This window comes from Pseudomonas sp. BSw22131 (assembly GCF_026810445.1).
Classification (GTDB): domain Bacteria; phylum Pseudomonadota; class Gammaproteobacteria; order Pseudomonadales; family Pseudomonadaceae; genus Aquipseudomonas; species Aquipseudomonas huanghezhanensis.
Map to the genome: position 1 here is coordinate 297,014 of NZ_CP113949.1, position 19,883 is coordinate 316,896.

At 59.0% G+C, this 19,883-nt stretch carries 14 protein-coding genes; 4 read left to right on the forward strand and 10 right to left on the reverse strand.

The window, feature by feature from the left end:
• The first annotated feature begins 45 nt into the window (after positions 1-45).
• The 3 genes from OYW20_RS01290 (at position 46) to OYW20_RS01300 (ending at position 4,725) form a co-directional block, all read left to right on the forward strand.
• Positions 46-1,956: an ATP-binding cassette domain-containing protein gene (locus OYW20_RS01290; protein ID WP_268798940.1), complete on the forward strand. Its 1,911-nt coding sequence runs from the start codon at positions 46-48 to the stop codon at positions 1,954-1,956.
• Positions 1,957-2,074: 118 nt separating this feature from the next.
• The gene (locus OYW20_RS01295) at positions 2,075-2,701 is read left to right on the forward strand and encodes a LysE family transporter (RefSeq protein ID WP_268798941.1); all 627 of its coding nucleotides are present in this window, start codon (positions 2,075-2,077) and stop codon (positions 2,699-2,701) included.
• Positions 2,702-2,829: 128 nt separating this feature from the next.
• The gene (locus tag OYW20_RS01300) at positions 2,830-4,725 is read left to right on the forward strand and encodes an FTR1 family protein (protein ID WP_268798942.1); all 1,896 of its coding nucleotides are present in this window, start codon (positions 2,830-2,832) and stop codon (positions 4,723-4,725) included.
• 185 nt (positions 4,726-4,910) lie between these two features.
• On the opposite strand, the gene OYW20_RS01305 is transcribed toward OYW20_RS01300, so the two are convergent.
• The 10 genes from OYW20_RS01305 to tssA form a co-directional block, all read right to left on the reverse strand.
• On the reverse strand, positions 4,911-6,269 hold the full coding sequence (locus tag OYW20_RS01305) for an MFS transporter (RefSeq protein WP_268798943.1): 1,359 nt from the start codon (positions 6,267-6,269) through the stop codon (positions 4,911-4,913).
• 374 nt (positions 6,270-6,643) lie between these two features.
• Complete coding sequence (locus OYW20_RS01310; RefSeq protein ID WP_268798944.1) at positions 6,644-8,581, reverse strand: type VI secretion system Vgr family protein; 1,938 nt, start codon at positions 8,579-8,581, stop codon at positions 6,644-6,646.
• A 2-nt stretch (positions 8,582-8,583) separates the two neighbouring features.
• Complete coding sequence (tssH, locus tag OYW20_RS01315) at positions 8,584-11,295, reverse strand: type VI secretion system ATPase TssH (protein ID WP_268798945.1); 2,712 nt, start codon at positions 11,293-11,295, stop codon at positions 8,584-8,586.
• Positions 11,288-12,355 carry a type VI secretion system baseplate subunit TssG gene (gene tssG, locus OYW20_RS01320; protein WP_408005449.1) on the reverse strand — a complete coding sequence of 356 codons (1,068 nt, stop codon included), beginning with the start codon at positions 12,353-12,355 and terminating at the stop codon, positions 11,288-11,290. The genes tssH and tssG overlap by 8 nt, the downstream gene beginning before the upstream one ends.
• Positions 12,319-14,178: a type VI secretion system baseplate subunit TssF gene (gene tssF / locus OYW20_RS01325; protein ID WP_268798946.1), complete on the reverse strand. Its 1,860-nt coding sequence runs from the start codon at positions 14,176-14,178 to the stop codon at positions 12,319-12,321. The genes tssG and tssF overlap by 37 nt, the downstream gene beginning before the upstream one ends.
• A complete protein-coding gene (gene tssE / locus OYW20_RS01330; protein WP_268798947.1) occupies positions 14,175-14,687 on the reverse strand; it encodes a type VI secretion system baseplate subunit TssE in 513 nt (170 codons plus the stop codon). Before tssE ends, tssF begins: the two co-directional genes overlap by 4 nt.
• Positions 14,688-14,822: 135 nt before the next feature.
• Positions 14,823-15,311: an Hcp family type VI secretion system effector gene (locus OYW20_RS01335; protein ID WP_268798948.1), complete on the reverse strand. Its 489-nt coding sequence runs from the start codon at positions 15,309-15,311 to the stop codon at positions 14,823-14,825.
• 74 nt (positions 15,312-15,385) lie between these two features.
• On the reverse strand, positions 15,386-16,879 hold the full coding sequence (tssC, locus tag OYW20_RS01340; RefSeq protein ID WP_268798949.1) for a type VI secretion system contractile sheath large subunit: 1,494 nt from the start codon (positions 16,877-16,879) through the stop codon (positions 15,386-15,388).
• A gap of 14 nt (positions 16,880-16,893) precedes the next feature.
• The gene (tssB, locus tag OYW20_RS01345; RefSeq protein ID WP_268798950.1) at positions 16,894-17,409 is read right to left on the reverse strand and encodes a type VI secretion system contractile sheath small subunit; all 516 of its coding nucleotides are present in this window, start codon (positions 17,407-17,409) and stop codon (positions 16,894-16,896) included.
• Between the two features lie 97 nt (positions 17,410-17,506).
• A complete protein-coding gene (gene tssA / locus OYW20_RS01350) occupies positions 17,507-18,517 on the reverse strand; it encodes a type VI secretion system protein TssA (protein WP_268801247.1) in 1,011 nt (336 codons plus the stop codon).
• Between the two features lie 881 nt (positions 18,518-19,398).
• On the opposite strand from tssA, the gene tssJ reads away from it, so the two are divergent.
• Positions 19,399-19,881 carry a type VI secretion system lipoprotein TssJ gene (tssJ, locus tag OYW20_RS01355; protein ID WP_268798951.1) on the forward strand — a complete coding sequence of 161 codons (483 nt, stop codon included), beginning with the start codon at positions 19,399-19,401 and terminating at the stop codon, positions 19,879-19,881.
• Positions 19,882-19,883: the final 2 nt, after the last annotated feature.

Consider the following 19,883-nt stretch of genomic DNA (forward strand, 5'->3'; position numbering starts at 1 on the left):
GTCATCTACCTGTTCTGGACGAAGCTGGTAGACTCCGCCGCCATTATGATCCGAATCCAAAGCCTTACCTTACAGCGTGGTCCGCAACGTCTGCTAGAAGACGCCGAGCTGACCCTGCACGCCGGCCAGAAAGCCGGCCTGATCGGTGCCAATGGCGCCGGTAAATCCAGCCTGTTCGCGTTGCTTCTGGGTGAGCTGACCCCGGATTCAGGCGACTGTCTGCTACCCGCCGACTGGCGCATCGCGCACATGCGTCAGGAGATCGACACCCTCGATCGCCAGGCGGTGGAATACGTGCTCGACGGTGATATCCGGTTGCGGCAGGTCCAGCGTGACCTCGCGTTGGCGGAAGCGAGTCAGGATGGCGCTGCTCAGGCACGCATGCACTCGGAGCTGGACAGCGCCGATGGCTACACCGCAGATGCCCGCGCCCGCAAATTGCTCGCAGGGTTGGGCTTCACCAACGAGCAAATGGAACGCCCTGTCAGCGATTTCTCCGGTGGATGGCGGATGCGTCTGAATCTGGCGCAGGCTTTGATGTGTCCGTCCGACCTGTTGATGCTCGACGAACCGACCAACCACTTGGACCTCGACGCCATCCTCTGGCTCGAAGACTGGTTGAAGAGTTACCCCGGCACCCTGCTGCTGATCTCCCACGACCGTGATTTTCTCGATGCCGTGGTCGATCACGTTGCGCATGTCGAGCAAAAGAAAATCACCCTCTACCGTGGTGGCTACAGCGCCTTTGAGCGTGCCCGGGCCGAGCGTCTGGCGCAGCAACAACAGGCTTACGACAAGCAGCAGGCGCAGCGCGCGCACATGGAGAAATTCATTGCGCGCTTCAAGGCCCAGGCCACCAAGGCCAAGCAGGCGCAGAGCCGGATCAAGGCTCTTGAGCGCATGGAGGAGTTGTCAGCGGCGCATGTTGATTCGCCTTTCGACTTTACCTTCCGCGAATCCAGCAAAATCTCCAGCCCCCTGCTGGATTTGTCTGACGCTCGCCTCGGTTACGGCGATGTCACGATCCTGCAGAAGGTCAAGCTGCAACTGACGCCGGGCGCGCGTATTGGATTGCTCGGGCCCAATGGCGCAGGCAAATCGACCCTTATCAAAAACCTCGCGGGGGAGCTTGAGCCCCTGAGCGGGCGCATGGTGCGTGGCGAGAATACCGTGGTCGGTTATTTCGCCCAGCACCAGTTGGATTCGCTCGACTCCAAGGCCAGCCCATTGCTGCATCTGCAGCGCATTGCGCCAACCGAGCGCGAGCAAGCCCTGCGTGACTTCCTCGGTGGTTTCGATTTCCGTGGTGCGCGTCTGGACGAGCCGGTGCTGAATTTCTCTGGCGGCGAGAAGGCGCGTCTGGCCCTTGCGCTGATTGCCTGGGACAAGCCCAACCTTTTGCTGCTCGACGAACCCACCAACCACCTTGATCTCGAAATGCGCCTGGCGTTGACCATGGCGTTGCAGGAGTTCAGCGGCGCTGTATTGGTGGTTTCTCACGATCGTCACCTGCTCAAGAGCACCACTGACGACTTCCTGCTGGTGGCCGATGGCGTGGTGCAGGCGTTCGACGGTGACCTCGACGACTATGCGCGCTGGCTTGTGGATTATCGCTTGCGCAATGCGCCGGTCAGCAACACGCCGGTCAATGTCGACAAGACTGACAAGAAAGCCCAGCGTCAGCAGGCGGCTGCGTTGCGTCAGCAATTGGCCCCACACAAGCGTGAAGCCGACAAGCTGGAAAAAGACCTGGGAACACTGCACGAGAAGCTTGCGAAGATCGAGACTGCACTCGGCGACAGCGCTATTTATGAGGCTGCCAACAAAGACAAGCTGCGCGATACGCTAGCTGAGCAAGCCAAGCTGAAAGTCCGAGAAGGCGAGCTGGAAGAGGCCTGGATGAGTGCGCTGGAACTGCTTGAGTCGATGCAGGCCGAGCTGGAAGCGTTGTCCTGACGGAGTCGTGAGCGGGACACAGTTCCCGCACAACTCACCGTAACAGTTGGAAAACATTGGTTTTCAGGCATCGAAAATACTAGGTTGAAAAACCTGTTTTTTCCGCATGAGGTGTGTGATGTCGCTCGATACGTGGCTGGCCTTTTTCGCGGCTTGCTGGATCATCAGTATTTCTCCTGGCGCTGGCGCCATCGCCTCAATGTCGAGTGGCCTTCAATACGGCTTCTGGCGCGGTTACTGGAACGCCATCGGCTTGCAGCTCGCGCTCATCGTGCAGATCGCCGTCGTGGCTGCCGGGCTCGGTGCCGTACTGGCGACTTCGGCGTTGGCGTTCACCCTTATCAAATGGTTCGGCGTGGCGTACCTGATTTACCTCGGCATCAAGCAATGGCGTGCCCTCCCGGCCGACCTGGCCGACGACGCCAGCGTCCGCCCGGTTGGCAAACCATTGACGCTGATGGCGCGGGGGTTTCTGGTCAACATCAGCAACCCTAAGGCGCTGGTGTTCATGCTCGCGATCCTGCCGCAGTTCATCGACATCCACCTGCCACTGGTGCCGCAGTACGCGATCATCATGGCGACCATGGTGACTGTCGATTTGATCGTGATGGCTGGCTACACAGGGCTTGCGTCCAAAGTGTTGCGCATGCTGAAAACCCCCAAACAACAGCGGCGTATGAACCGCACGTTCGCCGGTTTGTTCGTCAGCGCTGCGGCGTTTCTGGCGACTCTGCACCGCGCCTGATCCAGGATTGCGTCGCCGCCAGCCGGTGGACGCAAAGCCTAAAATTCTTAAATTGATCTCGGCACTTGAGTGCGCCGCGCTGTGCGTGAACAATGGCAATCCCTCGCATTCCTATTTGAGATTCGCTCATGTTCTCCGCGTTCAGGCTTCTGCGCTGCGTTGGTCTTTTCCTGTTGGCGTCGTGCAGCTTTGCCGTGCTGGCGGACCCTGTTGACGGTGCGGCTCAGGCGCTGCACTTGCTTGATTACGTGGGGGCCGATTACCCCGCGACGGTGTTGGACGGCAAAGTGGTCGACGCGTCTGAGTACCAGGAGCAGCTTGAGTTTCTGGCCCGCTTGCAGGGGTTGATCGTCGCGTTGCCGGCCCGGCCTGAGCGCACCGAGCTTGAGCGCGCCGTGGCCGATCTGCGCAAATCGGTTGATCAGCACGCTGATGGTGGGGTGGTTGCACGTCAGGCCCGTCAGTTGGGCGCGCGATTGGCGGTCACGTACGAAATCAGCCAGGCGCCCATCATCACGCCTGACCCTGCGCGCGGCGCCCCGCTGTTTGCCCAGCATTGTGCGGTCTGCCACGGCGATGCTGGCGCAGGGGACGGCCCTGCCGGCATTGGCCTGACGCCTCCACCTTCAAACCTGCGCGACGCCGCACGCCTTGATCGCCTCAGCCTTTATGACCTCTACAACACGCTGGGGCTGGGGATTGAAGGCACGGACATGCCTTCGTTCGCCGATCAGCTCGATGACCGCCAGCGCTGGGACGTTGCCACTTACATCGCAGGCTTCAGCGCCGATTCAGCGGCCGCGCAGGGCAAAACCTTCAATCTCGCGGATCTGGCACGCCAGACACCTGCTGAAGTCAGTGCAACTGACGGTCCTCAAGTGGCTGCGACCTTCCGCGCTCAACGTGCACATCCTCCTCAGGTCCAGCGCGGACCGGCGCAATTGCTGGACTACACCGCCAGCACGCTGGACAAGAGTCTTGCGGCCTATAAGGCGGGCGACCGGGAACAGGCGTATGACCTGTCGGTGGCGGCGTATCTGGAAGGGTTCGAGCTGGTCGAAAGCTCGCTGGATAACGTAGACGCCAACGTGCGCAAAGACACCGAAAAGGCGCTGATGGCGTATCGGCAATCGCTGCAAGACGGGTTGTCGGTGCCGCAGGCTGCGCAAAAGCTGGAAGCGGCGAAGGCCAAGCTCAAAGCGTCCGCTGGTTTGCTGGGCGGCGACAATTTGAGCACTTCGTTGAGCTTCATCTCCGGGCTGTTGATTCTCTTGCGTGAGGGGCTGGAAGCGATTTTGGTGCTGGCCGCGATTCTGGCGTTCCTGCGTAACACCGGGCAGGAATCGGCAGTGCGTAGCGTCAATATCGGTTGGGGGCTGGCGCTGTTGGCTGGTTTGGGGACGTGGGCGTTGGCGGCGTACGTGATCGACGTCAGCGGTGCGCAGCGTGAGTTGCTTGAGGGCGCAACCGCGCTGTTTGCCAGCGTGATGGTGTTGTGGCTTGGCGTCTGGATGCATGACCGCCGCCATGCCGCTGCCTGGCAGGACTACATCAAAAGTAGTCTGGTGGGCGGTGGAGGGCGTTTCGGATTTGCGATTCTGGCGTTTTTCTCGGTCTACCGAGAGCTGTTCGAGGTGATCCTGTTTTACGAAACCCTTTGGCTGCAAGCCGGCCCGGCAGGTCATAACGCCGTACTTGCGGGTGGCGCCACAGCCCTGGTGCTGTTGGTGGGTCTGGCGTGGATCATTCTGCGCGGGTCCGCGAAGCTGCCGCTGACGTTATTTTTCAGCATCAACGCGGCATTACTCTGTGCGCTGTCAGTGGTATTTGCCGGGCACGGCGTCAAGGCTCTGCAGGAAGCGGGCATTTTCGGTACGCGTCCAGTGCCATTCATTGAATTCGACTGGCTGGGTATTCACGCCGATGCGTACTCGCTGAGCGCACAAGCCATCGCGATTCTGGCGATTACTGTGCTGTATGGCCGTAGCTGGCTGACGGAAAAGCGGCGGGCTGAGGCGGCATAGCCTAGAAGATGCTTCGTCTTACAGCCGCAGTGCTTTCGCGAAGCAAGGGGCGGGTAGTGCGAGGGAGCTTGCTCGCGATTGGATGATCGGTAGCCAGAATATGTGGCGAGTGTACCGGTCTCATCGCGAGCAAGCTCCCTCCCACAATCGGTAGCCAGCCGATGTTGGATGACAGCGTGCTTGAATCAGCTCACTTCTTTGTTTGGCTCTTCCGCATGTGCCCAACGATAGTCCAGGCGCGGGGCGAACACTTTGATGCGGCGCTTGATCTTGATCAGGATCGGGTCATGCACCGGCTCAGGGTCTTTCAGGAATGCGGTCAGCACTGCGCTCAGAGCGTACAGTCCGCAAAACGCCCAGACCACGCCCTCGATACCAAATCGCTCATTGAAGATCGCAACCACAGCCGGGCCTACCCACGTGGATGCACCCGCGCCGAGACTCAGCACCGATAAGGCAGCAGCCTTGTTTTGCGGAGCCAGCGCCGGGGCCAGGGCCGAAAGTGGAACGAAGCATGCCAGCGTCAGGCCGTAGAACGCTCCAAATACCGAGGCGATCAGGAAATCGTGCGGGTACGCCTGCGGCATGAAGAAGAACAGCGGCGTGCTGATCGTGCTGCCTACCGCACCGAACCAGAGGATCGTGTTGCGGAAGCCGATCTTGGTGCTGATCACGCTGGAGCCCAGATTACCGATGATGTTGAACACGAAGACAATGGTCAGCAAACGCAGCCATTCTTCCAGCGTGAAACCCACCGTGTGCATGAAGAAGCCCGGCATCACCACCAGAAAGCCGAACATCGACGACGTGTTGATCACCCGAATCAGGCCGGCCAGCGATACCTTGGGGCGCGTCCACATGATGGTGATGTTCTTGGCCATCGACACCATAGGCTTCTCGCCTTCAGGCGCCAGACGACGCATGCCGTGAGCTTCGCGCATGCCAACCAGACCGATCACGCCACCCACGACCACCAGCCCGAACGACAGCCAGAAGGTTTGCAGCGCGCCAATCAGCGGAATCGCGATGCTGGCAACCAGTGAGCCCAGCATCGGCAGTCCTGCCGCGTAAGCGACCCAGAACCAGCCCACGGCCATGCCCATTTTACGCGCTGGTGTTGCAGCGGCGATCCAGACCAGAAAACCGTAAGCGAACAGCGGATAGCCGAAGCCTCGCAGTCCGTAGGTCAGCAGAATCATCGAGTAGCTCATTTGCTGCAGGCCATAGATCAGGAACAGCACTTCGAATGCGCTCCAGATGATCAGGCCCAGGAACATCACGCGCTTGGGTCCCCAGATGTTGGATAGCGCGCCGGCGAGCCACGATGAGATGCCGACTGTTACACCGTAAACGGTGAAGATCATGGCGATTTCATCGCCAGGCATACCGCGATCACTGAGGAAAGGGGAGAGATACCCGAGTTCTACGCCGTCGCCGATCATGAAGATCAACAGGCCGACGAAGCCCCAAAACAGGGGATAAGGGATACCGATTTTGTCGCAAAGTCTGGCGAGTGAAGAGTTCGGACTGGATTGATCGCTCAATTTTCCGTTCCTTGTTTGATGCACGGCGTTGGTCGCGCCGAATGAATGGCCTCAATGAGGTTGCAGGGCAGGCTGGATAGCGCAGATATCCGCTACGGGCAGCGGCATCAATTGGCTTGATAAGTGAAGCGAGGGTCGATCTGTAACGCGGCTGACGTCGACCCATTAATCTATGTTTTTCTAGATTTTCGAGCCCGTAGCCCCCATTTTATGCCAGATGAAACGATTCATCACAACCTTTTGTGTTTTCTGTGGGTGCGACAACCTGCCCGGTTGTGTTGGCTCTAGGGCGCGGCTTCGGGGGCTATAGGTGTTTCCAGGTGTGTCGGAAAATAAATTCACCAGCCGGGCAATCTTGCGCGCTCATGTCACGGTTACGCCTTCTGCGAGAACACCGATTCAACCCGGGATTCAATCGTGGATTTGACGCCTTGGGCCATGGCATTCACCTCCGTCGCACCGCCTGAGTTCACATCCAGGCGCACGCCGGTGTCGATATCGCCTTTCTCGCTGGCATAGAGCTTGAACGATGTGCCGGAGATATTTATCTCGCCACTGGCATTGAACTCAAGCACGCTCTTGCCGCAGACTAGGCGAATTTGCGAGCCCGCTTCGATCAGATAACTGGAGCCGATGCTGTCGATTTTGGCGCCTCCGACCTGCAACGTGTCATCGCTGCGCACCACCCGCACCCGATGGCTGCCAATCGTCACTGTCTCGTCATGACCGATACTTTTGACCCGGTCATGCCCCACAGAATGGCTTTCGTCGACCTCAACCACGCTGTCCTGATTGCGCTCGGCATGGATGTACAGCTGCTCTTCACCCTTCTTGTCCTCCATGCGGATTTCGTTGAAGTTCGCCGAGGTTCCACCTTTGCTGGAGCGGCTTTTGGTGCCGCTTTGCGTTGCATTGGCCGGCAAATCGTAGGGCACTGCCTGCTCGGCGTTGTAGACGCGACCGGTGATGATCGGCCGGTCAGGATCACCTTCCAGAAAGCTGACAATCACCTCTTGGCCGATGCGCGGAATCTGCATCGAGCCCCAGCTCTTGCCAGCCCAGGCTTGCGACACGCGAATCCAGCAAGAGCTGTTTTCGTTCGACTGGTCGTGGCGATCCCAGAAGAAATGCACTTTCACTCGGCCGAACTGATCAGTCCAGATTTCCTCACCCGCAGGGCCGACTACTCTGGCCGTCTGTGGGCCTTTGACCAATGGTCTCGGGGTACTCGGTTGAGGGCGGAAGCTCTGTTGCGCGTCGATGCACGTCAGGCTGCTTTCAAACTGTTTACCTGTGGACGCGCCTTTGCCACTTTCCAGGCTTTCCTGATGAATGACGTACCGAGCCTTGACGATCAGGTACTCGCGGTTTTGGTCTTCTCGCTCAAAGCCCCTCATGCTGAACACGTGACCGGACCCCGGCCCACGGGCATTTCCGCTTAGCTCGACTTGCTCGTGCAGGCTTTGAATCGCGTCGATGCGTGTTCGGGCGTAGTGCTCCCCGTCCTCGCCTTGCGTGTAGGCACCGGGGTAGTCGAACAGTGGATAGTCGCCCGCCGCGTGCGCACGCGAGGTCGCCGATCGGACGTCGATCCTGGCGCTGGGACGTTCGAAGTCGTAGTCGTTCAGCTCCAGCGAGCCCGGCTGGACAGCTTGCGCCAAGCGCCAGTGATTGATGTGATCACGCTCGCGATGTTGGCCGTCCGGTGGGAAAAACGGCACTGATTCATAACCCGGCGCGGCGTGATGCGCCCCGTAGGCGTCGGCCAGTACCAACACATGACGATCCTGGTCATGACGGAAGAAGTAATAAATACCTTCCTGCTCCATCAGCCGGCTGACGAAATCAAAGCTGGTCTCACGGTACTGGACGCAGTAGTCCCACTCCCGGTATTGGCGACCAAGAGCGTCCTCGAAATCCGAAAAGCCCAGGTCGCGGAATACCTGGCTGATGATTTGCGGGATGGTCTGGTGCTGGAAAATCCGACAGTCCGAGGTGCGCGTCAGCAGCCACAACCAGGGTCTTAGCGTGACTTGATAGCTGGCGAACTGACCGATGTCTGCGGTCTGGCTGCACCCGGCAACGATACCGTGAAAACACCGCCGAGCGCTGATGCCCACTTGCACAGACACGCACATCGGTTTGCCAAGCAACTGATTGAGGTCGATGGCGCGATCACTGGAGGCCAGCTGCAACTCGTAGCTGAATGGCCGTCCGAGTTCGTCGTCGCCTGTCATCTTTTTGAGCAGCAAAACATCCATATCGAGCGGGCTTGTTACCTGCGTCAGGCGAGTGATTTGTTCGAAGGCCATGATTATTCCGAAGTCCTGAAAGTCGAGGGTGCGCTGTCACTGTCATCCGTATTGCCGAACCGGTACTCGAACTCGCCCTCCCGACAGGCGATGTGCACGCTCGTCATCGGCTTTGCGTCGAGCATTCGGTTGAGAAACTCCCGGCTCATGGCTGGCAGCAGGGTGTTGGTCAGAAGGGAGTCGATCATTCGCCCACCGCTTTCGGTTTCGGTGCAGCGCGAGACGATCAATGCGATCACCGCGTCGTCGTACCCGAATGCCACATTGTGGGTCTGCGTGACACGCTTCTTCACCCGCTCCAGTTGCAGGCGAGTGATGGTGTGAAGCATTGCGTCGCTTAACGGGTAGTACGCGATTGTCACTAACCGACCGAGTAATGCAGGCGGGAAAACCTGCAACAAGGGTTCGCGCAGTGCCTTGGCAATGTACCCGGCGTCAGGCAGGTTGTGCGCGTTTTTGCAGAGGCCGGAAATCAGCTCGGTGCCAACATTGGTGGTCAGCAGAATCAAAGTATTCCTGAAGTCGATCACGCGGCCTTCGCCGTCCTCCATGACGCCTTTGTCGAACACCTGAAAGAAGATTTCGTGCACATCCGGGTGAGCTTTTTCCACCTCGTCCAACAGCACCACGCTGTAGGGTTTACGCCGGACGGCTTCGGTCAGCAAGCCGCCTTCGCCGTAGCCAATGTAGCCAGGTGGTGCCCCCTTGAGCGTAGAAACGCTATGAGCTTCCTGAAACTCGCTCATGTTGAGGGTGATGACATTCTGTTCGCCGCCGTACAGCGCTTCAGCCAGCGCGAGTGCGGTTTCGGTCTTGCCCACCCCTGAAGTGCCCGCGAGCAAAAACACACCGACCGGCTTGTGCGGATTGTCGAGCCCTGCGCGTGAGGTCTGGATGCGGCTGGCAATCATCTCCAGTGCGTGATCCTGGCCGATGATGCGGGTCTTCAACTGCTGAGCCAGGTTGAGCACGGTGTGCAGTTCGTTGCGCGCCATACGTCCTACCGGAATGCCGGTCCAGTCTGCAACCACCGAGGCGACAGCCTGGTAGTCCACGGTCGGCAGGATCAGCGGGTTTTCATCCTGTAATGCGCCAAGGCGCTGCTGCAGTTCGCTCAACTGTTCGCGCTGGGCGTTTTGAAGATTTTCGGCGTCTTCGTCTGTACTGGTTGTTTCTGCGAGCTGTACCCGCAGTTGCAGCAGTTGATCGACCAGCGCTTTCTCGTCTTGCCAGCGGATTTCCAGACCTGCGAGCCGTTGCTGTTCCTCGTCCAGTTGCTGTTGGGCACGGGTTTGCCGTATCCCGACTGACACGCCAAAGGACGCTTCCCGGACGATGATGCGCAGTTCGGTCTGCAGCGCTTCGATGCGCCGTCGACTGTCATCAACCTGAGCCGGCACAGCGTGCAGGCTGACCGCGACGCGCGCGCATGCGGTGTCCAGCAGGCTGATTGATTTGTCTGGTAACTGACGCGCGGGGATGTAGCGATTTGACAGCTTGACGCAGGCTTCCAGCGCCTCATCGAGGATCTGCACCTGGTGGTGCTTTTCCATGGTTGCTGCCATGCCCCGCATCATCAGCAAGGCAGTTTCTTCGGCTGGCTCTTTGACCTGGACCACTTGAAAGCGGCGGGTGAGGGCGGGGTCTTTTTCGATGTGCTTCTTGTACTCCGCCCACGTTGTTGCAGCGATGGTGCGCAAGGTGCCGCGGGCCAGCGCAGGTTTGAGCAGGTTTGCGGCATCGCCAGTCCCTGCGGCGCCGCCTGCGCCTACGAGGGTGTGCGCTTCGTCGATGAACAGGACGATGGGCCTGGGAGATGCCTGAACGTCTTCGATGACCTGGCGCAGGCGCTGCTCGAACTCGCCTTTCATGCTTGCCCCGGCTTGCAGCAAGCCGATGTCCAGGCTGCGCAGTTCGATGTCTTTCAAGGCGGGCGGCACGTCACCGGCAACGATACGCAGGGCAAAACCTTCGACTACGGCAGTTTTACCAACGCCGGCTTCACCGGTAAGAATCGGATTGTTTTGCCGCCGACGCATGAGAATGTCGACCATCTGGCGGATCTCTTCGTCCCGACCAATGATGGGGTCAAGCGTGCCGTTGCGCGCCTGCTCTGTGATGTCGACGGTGTAGCGCTTGAGCGCTTCCTGTTTGCCCATGGCGCTGGGGCTCATCGCGCCGCTGGCATCGCCGGGGACTGCGCCAGCGCTGACAGCCGCGCTGGGGCGTAATCCGTTTTCGGGTGAGTCGCCCAGGTGCTCGCCCAATCGCTCGCTCAGAGTTTCTACGTCAACTTTTTCAAACTGCGAAGACACGCCCAACAGCGCCCTTCGCAAGTTCGGGGTCTTGAGCATTCCGATCAGCAAATGACCACTGCGCACCTGCTCGGCGCCAAACATCAGGCTGGCATAGACCCAGCCACGCTCGACTGTTTCCTCGACGTGGGCGGACAAGTCCGTGATCGATGTCGAACCTCTGGGCAGCCGGTCGAGGGAGTGGGTCAGGTCTTGCGCAAGTCGTGCCGGGTCCAGGTCGAACTGGCGAATGATCCGGTGCAAGTCCGAATCTGGCATTTGCAGAAACTGGTGCAGCCAGTGCGACAGCTCCACGTAGGGGTTGCCCCGGAGCTTGCAGAACACAGTCGCCGCTTCCATGGCTTTGTAGCCGATGCTGTTGAGTTTGCCGAACAGCGTTGCGCGACTGATTTCACTCATGTTCTGTGCTCCTTGCCTGTGACGGTGGGGTGGTTATGGAAGACGTTGCTTGCACAGCGCTCTGGTGGGAAACGATCAGATCGTCAGCGTCCGCTGATGGCCGGCCAAGCCACGTGTTGAAACCCAGGCGTGATGCGCCGTTAAGTTTGAAAGCCGGGATTTCGCGTTGCAGCAGTACCAGGTTGACGTCCCAGTCCAACTCGTACCCGATGTACTCCGCGACCCACGCCGCCAAGTGCTGAAAGGGCTCGCTGTCTGGCACCATGCCCATGTATTCATCGAGCGTGAGCGGGCCTAGGCGGATACGAAACGCATGCTGTCGATCCCAGACATGCTGGCCCACGCACAGGTCAATTCCCAGTCGGTGGGCGTTGATCCCGATGCGGCTGAGTTCCGGCAGTCCAAGCCACTGGCCGACGTACTCCTGAATATCGACGGCGACCCCGAAATAGTCACTGAGAATGGCTTTCAAACCATCGGGGTAGCGGGTCTGCGCGGCCATATGACCGCTGAAATGCAGCTTGGCGATTCCGCGGATCAACCCTTGATCAAGCAGACTCGACATTCCCCGACCACTGAAGGCGGCAAGCCTTGCTGCCCAGTAATCATCGTCAGGCCGGTCATGGCTGACCGTTGGCCGAGCGTCGGCCCAGGTGCGGTAGAACAGACTCAACAGGCGATGGTGGAACACGTCCAGAAAGCGTTTGCCGGCGCTGTCGCCGTTGTTGCGCTGCCGGTCGCGCAGGTACTCGGTGATGTGCAGCGGCAGGGGACCATTGGGGCCGCCCAGGCCGAAGAAGAACTGCTCAAGCCGCGCCGGCACGTCGTCATGTGCGGGCGCCACTGAGGCCAATGTCGAGGGTGCGAACGCGCATTCCAGTTGTTGCCCCAGGCGCAAAGCGTCGTCAGCCAGGCGCAACGAATGTCCCAGACGCGGCATGTGCGGTGCTTCACATTCGATCAGCCGCATCGCCTGAAAAAAATCATATTTCCAGGGCTGATCCTGCATGACGTTGAGCGCACTCACAGCGTAGGCCGCCGGCCGGGTTGGGCTCGCCAACGCATGATCTCGCCGCGTTCGGTCGTGCGAATGATGGTTTCGGTGAAACTGTTGATCGATACATAACGCGCCAGAAATCGCTCGAACACGGCGCCGAGAAGAAACACGCCGGTGCCGCGAAACGCGTTTTCATCGAATGTCAGCGTGATCTCCAGGCCTCGACCGAACGCAATCGGCCCGGGCATGGGCAGTCTGCGTGTGCAAGGCTTGCTGCTGACATCCAGCAACCCCTCGATTTGCAGCGCCATCACCGGGTCGTTGTCGTCGCCGTATAGACGCAGCAGTTCTCGCAACGCGGCGGCGCCTTGCCCCTTCTCGCTCAGCGACAGGTAGTTCAGCGATAACTGGCTGATCAACCGCCACGCGCTTCCGTCGTGAGCGCGGCTGGCGTGTGGTCGACTCGGGCCCGCCAAACAGCGCACGGCCCTGACGGGCGCGCCGTCGCAGAGCGTGAAGTCTGTCGCGCCGCTGCCCACGCTCATGAACAGCGGCAGGTCGCGGTTGGTACACAGTGCTTGCACGCCCAGTTGACGCAATGTCTGGCGATACGGCGCCTGCTGACTGTCAACCAGACTGATGAATGTTTCGCTGCCGACGTAAGTCGAGCGCGTACCACTGCGGCGTTGTTCGCTGGAAAGCACACGCGGCTCTCGGCGCACGGTGTAGAAAGCGTTTCCCTTCCCGTAGCGAGAGGGCTCGCGCACGGCGTAGAACGGCAGGAAGTCTTGTTCGGGTCCAGCGCTGTGCCCTGTGACACCGGACAAGGAATGCACTTCGAAATCCGTGGGGCGTGTGCGGTCGGCGATGATGTGGTGCTCGTTGACCCGATCGCTGAGATGAATGCGGTCCGCACGCATCGGGAACAGGTTGATCGCCGGTGTGCAGAACAACGCGAAATGCTCTGCGCCCACATTGTTTTCCAGGCTTGGATCGACCCGGTCAAACAGCACCAACAGTTCCAGTTCCTGACCTGTGCAGCGCTTTACTGCGCCAGACAAATGGGTGATATCGACGAACAGATAGCGTTGCGGCAGCGCAAAGTACTCTTGCAGCAGTCGATAACCCTGGAAGGCCTGCGGGACCGCGGGTAACGCGGTCTCGCGGTCATCGAAGCCACAGGGTTTGAGCGAGTCATGCGGCAGGCGCTCGGCCCATGTATCGCCGGGCTGGCGGGCAAATACTGCGCAAACATTTCCCATCAAATGCTCATACAGCCGAAACGGCTGCTCATCTGCACCGTTGAGGTAAAGCGGCAGGTTGCTCAGGTTCAGCCTGTTGAATGGCACGCCGGCGCCGGTGCGCAACGTGATGCGCAGCCCCGCTTTGGCCCTGGGTTCGCTGGCGGCGAGCTGCCCCCAGAGCGCCTGCGGATTGCCAATGTATTGCGCGTGGCTGACGGTCACCGGCCAAAGCGTCACGGCATGTGCGGTGCGAAATTCACATGTAGTCGCCAGATCGCGGCTCAGGCTGGCGCGTAATCGGCTGCCACGCGACAAGGTAAAGCCGCTGACGAGCGAGCCTTCGTCGTGATCGATTTGCAGCTGCACGACGGTCATCGAGGGCGTCGGCGCGAGGTAATGCGGGTAGGCGATTTCCAGCAGGTTATGGGTGAAGACCGGGTATTGCGCATCCAGCTTGAGCTGAACGCGAGCAGTGAGATACGCGAAGCCTTCGAGCAAGCGCTCAACGTAGGGATCGGCGCAATCGATTCCGGACAGCGTCAGGCGACCGGCAATCTTCGGAAACTCTTTGGCGAACTCCGCAGCGTTTTCGCGCACGTGTTGCAGTTCCTGGTTGTAAAGATCAAGCAGTTTTGGGTTCATGCTCGTGTCCGGTTCCCGGCTGGGATGACCTGCATGTGTCCGGACTCAAGATCGAGCTCGGTGCGCAGCAACAGTGGGAGCACCATTGGCTGCGCCCACAAGTCGCCGGCAATCTCGAAACCCAATACGTTGAAAGTGATTTGATCGGATGAAGTCTCTGCCCGCACGCGTAAGGTGGCCGCCAGAATGCGCGGCTCGTACGTGATGATTGCCTGATGAATGAGCTTTTCAAGCACTGGGACTTCAACACTGTAAAGGCTGTGCCCGGCAAGGGGCGGCAGACCGAAGTTGATGACGGAATGGTCGGCGGGCGTTTGGCGCTTCGTGGCTGTATCCAGCAACGACGTCGCATTGAGCAACCACGCCAGATCACGCAGGACCGAGGACTTGAGCCGGGTCAGCGAGAGCATGCGTGTGTCGGGGCTGTCATGAGGGTTGCCCGGCTCCTGGTCGGTCAAACGGTCCAGCAGCGAGGGCTGCAAGCGTTCGCGGGAAGTCAGGGCGGTCACCGGTCGGTTTGCCAGAAGGCCGTGTTTTGATCCCGATCATCAGGACCGCACGTATTAAAACGGGTCAGCAACGTGCTCGCTCCGCAGGGGTGTTTCCGAAAACGCCCTCGACCGCTGCCGGAGAGGGCGCAGCCATCAGCGCTTGGTGTTAGTGCGGATGTTCCAGCCGTACTTGATCGGGCCGCCTTCTTTGGTGCCGTCGGCTTTTTGTGGTTGGTAGTCGACCATGACCTGAGCGAAGTTGAGTGTCAGGTGCTCTGTGAAGCGATCCTCGGTACTCGATCCGCCGGTATCCAGCGAAGTGATCAGCACTTCTTCAAGTGTGATGACCATGTATTCGACCTGGTTTTCACCGCCGGCCTTGCGCACGGTCAGGACAACCTTGTCGATGTGCTTGCCGCTGGAGCAATGCATCATCAGGTTGGGAGTGGCCTTATCGATGTGCTTGATGATCGACAGATCCCGAACATCAACCTTGCCAGCGCCGCCTCCGCCGCCCGCGTGCATGTTCCCTGACTGGGTCATGCCCCAGTTCCAGCTCAAAACGTCGATTTCATCTTTGTGGGCGGTGTCCATGGACTCGCCTTTGATGTCGCCAATCTTGATGAAAATATCAACAGCCATGTGTGCTCCTAGTGTGGCGTGTGCCACGAGGGTTTTTCAGAACCGCAGTTAGTGCGGGGTGTTTCAAGTCAGGGTCAGGCGCTTTTCGCAGAAGGCAGTTTGGAGACGAGTCGCAAGGACACCGTCAGGCCTTCGAGCTGGTAGTGCGGCCGCAGGAAAAACTTCGATTGGTAGTAACCGGGGTTGCCCTCGATGTCCTCGACCACCACTTCGGCAGCGGCCAACGGGTGCTGGGCTTTGCTGATTTCGGTGGAGTGCGTCGGATCGCCATCGACGTAATTGAGAATCCAGTCCTGCAGCCAGCGCTGCATCTCATCCTTCTCTTTGAAGGAGCCGACTTTGTCGCGCACGATGCATTTGAGGTAATGGGCGAAACGGCAGGTGGCGAACAGATACGGCAGACGCGCGGCCAGGTTGGCGTTGGCGGTGGCATCCGGGTCGTCGTATTCGGCAGGTTTCTGCAGCGACTGGGCGCCGATGAACGCGGCGAAATCAGTGTTCTTCTTGTGCAGCAAGGGCATGAAGCCGTTTTTCGCGAGTTCGGCTTCGCGGCGGTCCGAAATCGCAATTTCGGTTGGGCACTTCATGTCCACACCGCCGTCATCGGTGGGGAAGGTGTGAGCGGGGAGGTTTTGCACTTCGCCGCCTGACTCGACCCCGCGGATTCGCGAGCACCAACCGTAGTGTTTGAACGAGCGGTTGATGTTGACCGCCATGGCGTATGCCGCATTCGCCCACGTATATTTTTTGCTGTCCGCGCCGTCGGTGTCTTCTTCGAAAGCGAACGCTTCCACCGGGTCGGTTTTTGCGCCATAGGGCAGACGCGCCAGAAAGCGCGGCATGGTCAGGCCGATGTAGCGAGAGTCTTCCGATTCACGCAGAGAGCGCCATCCCGCGTATTCGGGGGTAGTGAAAATCTTGGTCAGATCCCGCGGGTTTGATAGCTCCTGCCACGAGCCCATCCCCATCACGGTTGGCGAAGCAGCCGCGATGAAGGGAGCATGCATAGCCGCGCAGACCCTGGACAATTCCCCGAGCAGTTCAACGTCTGGAGGCGACTGATCGAAGTAGTAATCGCCAACCAGACAGCCGTAGGGTTCGCCGCCAAACTGACCGTATTCTTCCTCGTACATCTTCTTGAACAGCGGGCTTTGATCCCACGCCGTGCCTTTGAACTTCTTCAGCGTTTTGTGCAGCTCGGGCTTAGAAATATTCAGCACCCGAATCTTTAGCTGCTCGTCGCTTTCGGTGTTGTTGACCAGGTAATGCAATCCGCGCCAAGCGCTTTCCAGTTGCTGGAATTGCGGGTGATGAATGACCAGATTCACCTGAGCAGTCAGCTTGGCGTCGATGGCAGCGATGATTGATTCGATGGAGCTGATCGCATCGTTCGAGACCAATACGGTCTGCGCCAAGGCTTGTTCGGCGAGCGTGCGAACGGCTGATTCCACAGCCTCCCGGGCCCGTTCGGTTTTTGGTTTGAATTCTTGCATCAGCAACGTCGCGAACGCGCTGGTGTCCTCGATAGTGCCCGGCTGAGCCTGACTTTCCTGCATCGATTGGGTCATGTTCATCTGTCCTGTCAGGCCATCGGCTCAGGGTCTTGAGGCTTGGGAGCGCTCGCCAATGCCTGCAGCAACGCCGGGTCTTTGATCGCCTTCATGATGATTTCTTCAGCGCCGGTCTTGCCGTCCATGTAGGTCAGCAGGTTCGCCAGTTGGGTACGTGCTTCCAGCAATTGGTTGAGTGAATCGACCTTGCGGGCGACGGCCGCCGGGCTGAAGTCGTCCATGCTTTCAAAGGTGATATCGAGGCTCAGATTGCCGTCGCCGGTCAGCTCGTTGGGCACGTGAAACGCCACGCGCGGCTGCATGGCCTTGAGGCGTGAGTCGAAATTATCGACATCGATTTCAAGGTATTTGCGATCAGCCACGGCCGGCAACGGTTCGCAGGGTTTACCTGCAAGGTCTGCCATGACCCCCATCACAAACGGGAGCTGGATCTTTTTTTCTGCGCCGTACAGTTCGACGTCGTACTCGATCTGAACCCGTGGGGCCCGGTTGCGCGCAATGAATTTCTGAGAACTGGTGTTCGCCACGTTGCTCTTCCTGGTCGCGGTTGCGACGGTGGGGTGATCGGGTTTGCGGATGAAAGTGAGTGGGCGCCTGCTTTTAAGGCCTGGCGCTCAGGCAGTGCTAATCACTTTGCGGTCCGCGCAGGTTTTCGAGTTGGGAGGTGCCGTCTGGAATGAGGTTGCGCACGACGGCGGCGAAATCGGCGTGCACCAATGATTTCGCACGGTTCAGCAATACCGGCAGAGGGCTGGAAGGCTCGTGTTGGCCGTAGTACCTGAGGACACTGTCGAGGCAGCGCAATACGTCTGTGCGGTTGGCAATATCCACTGGGGCACTCGGCGTGTTCAGCGTCGAAACAAGCGTCTCGGCGGCGATCTCCACCGGATGCGCACTACGTCCACTGGCGTGCTGGGGAACCACGTCACCGAGGATGCTCAGAGCGTGCTTCAGAGCCGTCTTCAAAGCTGACAGATCCACTCCGTGCGCCGAGCTCACGTGTTCAGAGACGCATGCCTCGATGGCCGCCGCCCTTCGCTGGGACTCGCTCAGAGCGAAATGCATATCGCGTAATGCCTGTGGATCGCTACTGCGCAACGCAGCCGCGAGCTCGTCGCCCGAGAGCGTTTGATCGCTGAAGCTTTGCAGTCCGCTTGCGTTCATCGCGGCACGCAGGCTGACCGATCCAAAGACCGGAGAGCGGATCAGTAGGCTTGCGCCGAGCAGGCGAAGGGTTGTGTCGCAGGCGATGGCGCTCAGGGCATTGATGCGGATGGTCGGGTCGTCTTGGTCATCGCAATCCAGCTGTGGATGCAGCACTGGCCAGTAGCGGCAAAGCAACTCGTAAACCAGCAGCAAGCCGACTGCCAGGCCAGGGATGCCTTCCAGCGCAAGGTGACTTTGCAGAAGACGGTGCGCGACGCGCAGGTCTTTGCTGCGCTTGAGCAGTGCAACGCTCGTTTGCCGAACGAGTTGCCATTGAGGGGGTTGTGCAGGCTGTACCGAGTCGCCCATGGCGCGTTCTGGTTTACCCGCGGCGTCGCGTTCCAGCTGTAAAAAATCAGCGTCGTACTCTAAATCTTCACCGCACGGAAAACTTTCAGAAACTGGAGAAAGTAACAATGAAACATCCACCAAAACTAATTTCCTTATTCGGTGAGAAGTAACCTACTTGCATGAGTGGAAAATTCCTACAAGTAATTTGTAGTGGTCTTACATATGTAGGTTATAAAGTGCGCTTATTGGGCGCTATGTCGGGAAGTTGCGCATTTTTGTTGTAGTGTCGGCTCAATGTCAAGGTAAGCTATGTAACTCGCAGGGCGGCGCCAATGTATGAATAACTTGTGTGTATTAACCATTCAGGCTGTAAGAAATATCTCTCTTGCGCGTAGTTTTTAAAGAGTCAGGTCTTGGGTGATTTAAGGCTTACGAAGAATTTTTCGACGTATCAAACGAGGTGCGGCGTGCGTTTCAGGAGCTAATAGCCAGATTTAAAGGGGCTTCGCGCCAGAGCTACGGGCGGACGCCACGCTGTTTGATCCTCTTCAGTTATCACAGGATGGCGTCAGGCCTGGAGCCTGAGTCAGTCGTGAGTAAGGAATGTATGAAAACAAGATGCAGGTCCGATAGTGATCGGGTATTGAGCGGTCCGCAGCAGTTAGTTTCTCCGAAACATTACGTCATCAAATATCCGAATGATGGAAAGTTAATGGCGCGTGCAAGCGCCGAACCTGCCGGCGCGATAAGTGCCACTATCCGCAGGCGATGCCCTGACAGCAGGTCGTTATTAAATGTGCCCGTTTCGACTATGGCTGAGGCTTGTACTTTCGATGAACTCTTCGATTTCTTGTCGCCGGTCAATATTCCGGTGGCGACGCGATCCGATCATGTGCCGGTGGAGTTACATGCTTTCCGCCCGCCTGCGCCCGTAACAAGTGCCGCGTCGGGTCACACCGCTCGCAATGCGCTACCCAATCCAGTCACTGCCCACTGTTGGCAGGTCATGAGGATCAAAGATGTTTCGTAGATTCCTACTGATGGCGGTCGCCGTGTTGCTGATGACTTCTTGTGCAAGTGACTCAGAGCCTGAGGGTCCGCAGCCGCTGTCCATCGCATTGCACTTTGTCGCCCAGGCCGGGGTTAATCCGGGCTCTACGGGTGAGCCGGCGCCGGTCCGGGTGCGCATTTATGAGCTGAAAAACGACGCCAGCTTTCTGCGTGTCGATTACTTCTCGCTGGTCGAGCGCTCGCAGGCAGTGCTCGACGCGGACCTCGTTGATCAGGGCGAGGCGCTGATCCATCCCGGTGAGCAAAAAATAATCGGCCGCACCCTCCATCCCGACACCGTCTATGTCGGGCTCGCCGTGGCTTACCGCGATATAGACAACGCGCAGTGGCGCACGGTACTGACCGTGCTGCCCCAACAGGCCAACGCGTTTTTGATCAACCTCGATGCCCTCGGTGTACGCAGTGACGCTGCGCTGAACCTCGACCAATAGCC

Excerpts from the sequence above, each read along its gene's own strand:
- tssC (WP_268798949.1), bottom strand. The coding sequence starts at position 16,879 with ATGACCCAATCGATGCAGGAAAGTCAGGCTCAGCCGGGCACTATCGAG.
- tssH (WP_268798945.1), bottom strand. The coding sequence starts at position 11,295 with ATGAGTGAAATCAGTCGCGCAACGCTGTTCGGCAAACTCAACAGCATC.
- OYW20_RS01295 (WP_268798941.1), top strand. The coding sequence starts at position 2,075 with ATGTCGCTCGATACGTGGCTGGCCTTTTTCGCGGCTTGCTGGATCATC.
- OYW20_RS01290 (WP_268798940.1), top strand. The coding sequence starts at position 46 with ATGATCCGAATCCAAAGCCTTACCTTACAGCGTGGTCCGCAACGTCTG.
- OYW20_RS01300 (WP_268798942.1), top strand. The coding sequence starts at position 2,830 with ATGTTCTCCGCGTTCAGGCTTCTGCGCTGCGTTGGTCTTTTCCTGTTG.
- OYW20_RS01310 (WP_268798944.1), bottom strand. The coding sequence starts at position 8,581 with ATGGCCTTCGAACAAATCACTCGCCTGACGCAGGTAACAAGCCCGCTC.
- OYW20_RS01335 (WP_268798948.1), bottom strand. The coding sequence starts at position 15,311 with ATGGCTGTTGATATTTTCATCAAGATTGGCGACATCAAAGGCGAGTCC.
- tssJ (WP_268798951.1), top strand. The coding sequence starts at position 19,399 with ATGTTTCGTAGATTCCTACTGATGGCGGTCGCCGTGTTGCTGATGACT.
- tssF (WP_268798946.1), bottom strand. The coding sequence starts at position 14,178 with ATGAACCCAAAACTGCTTGATCTTTACAACCAGGAACTGCAACACGTG.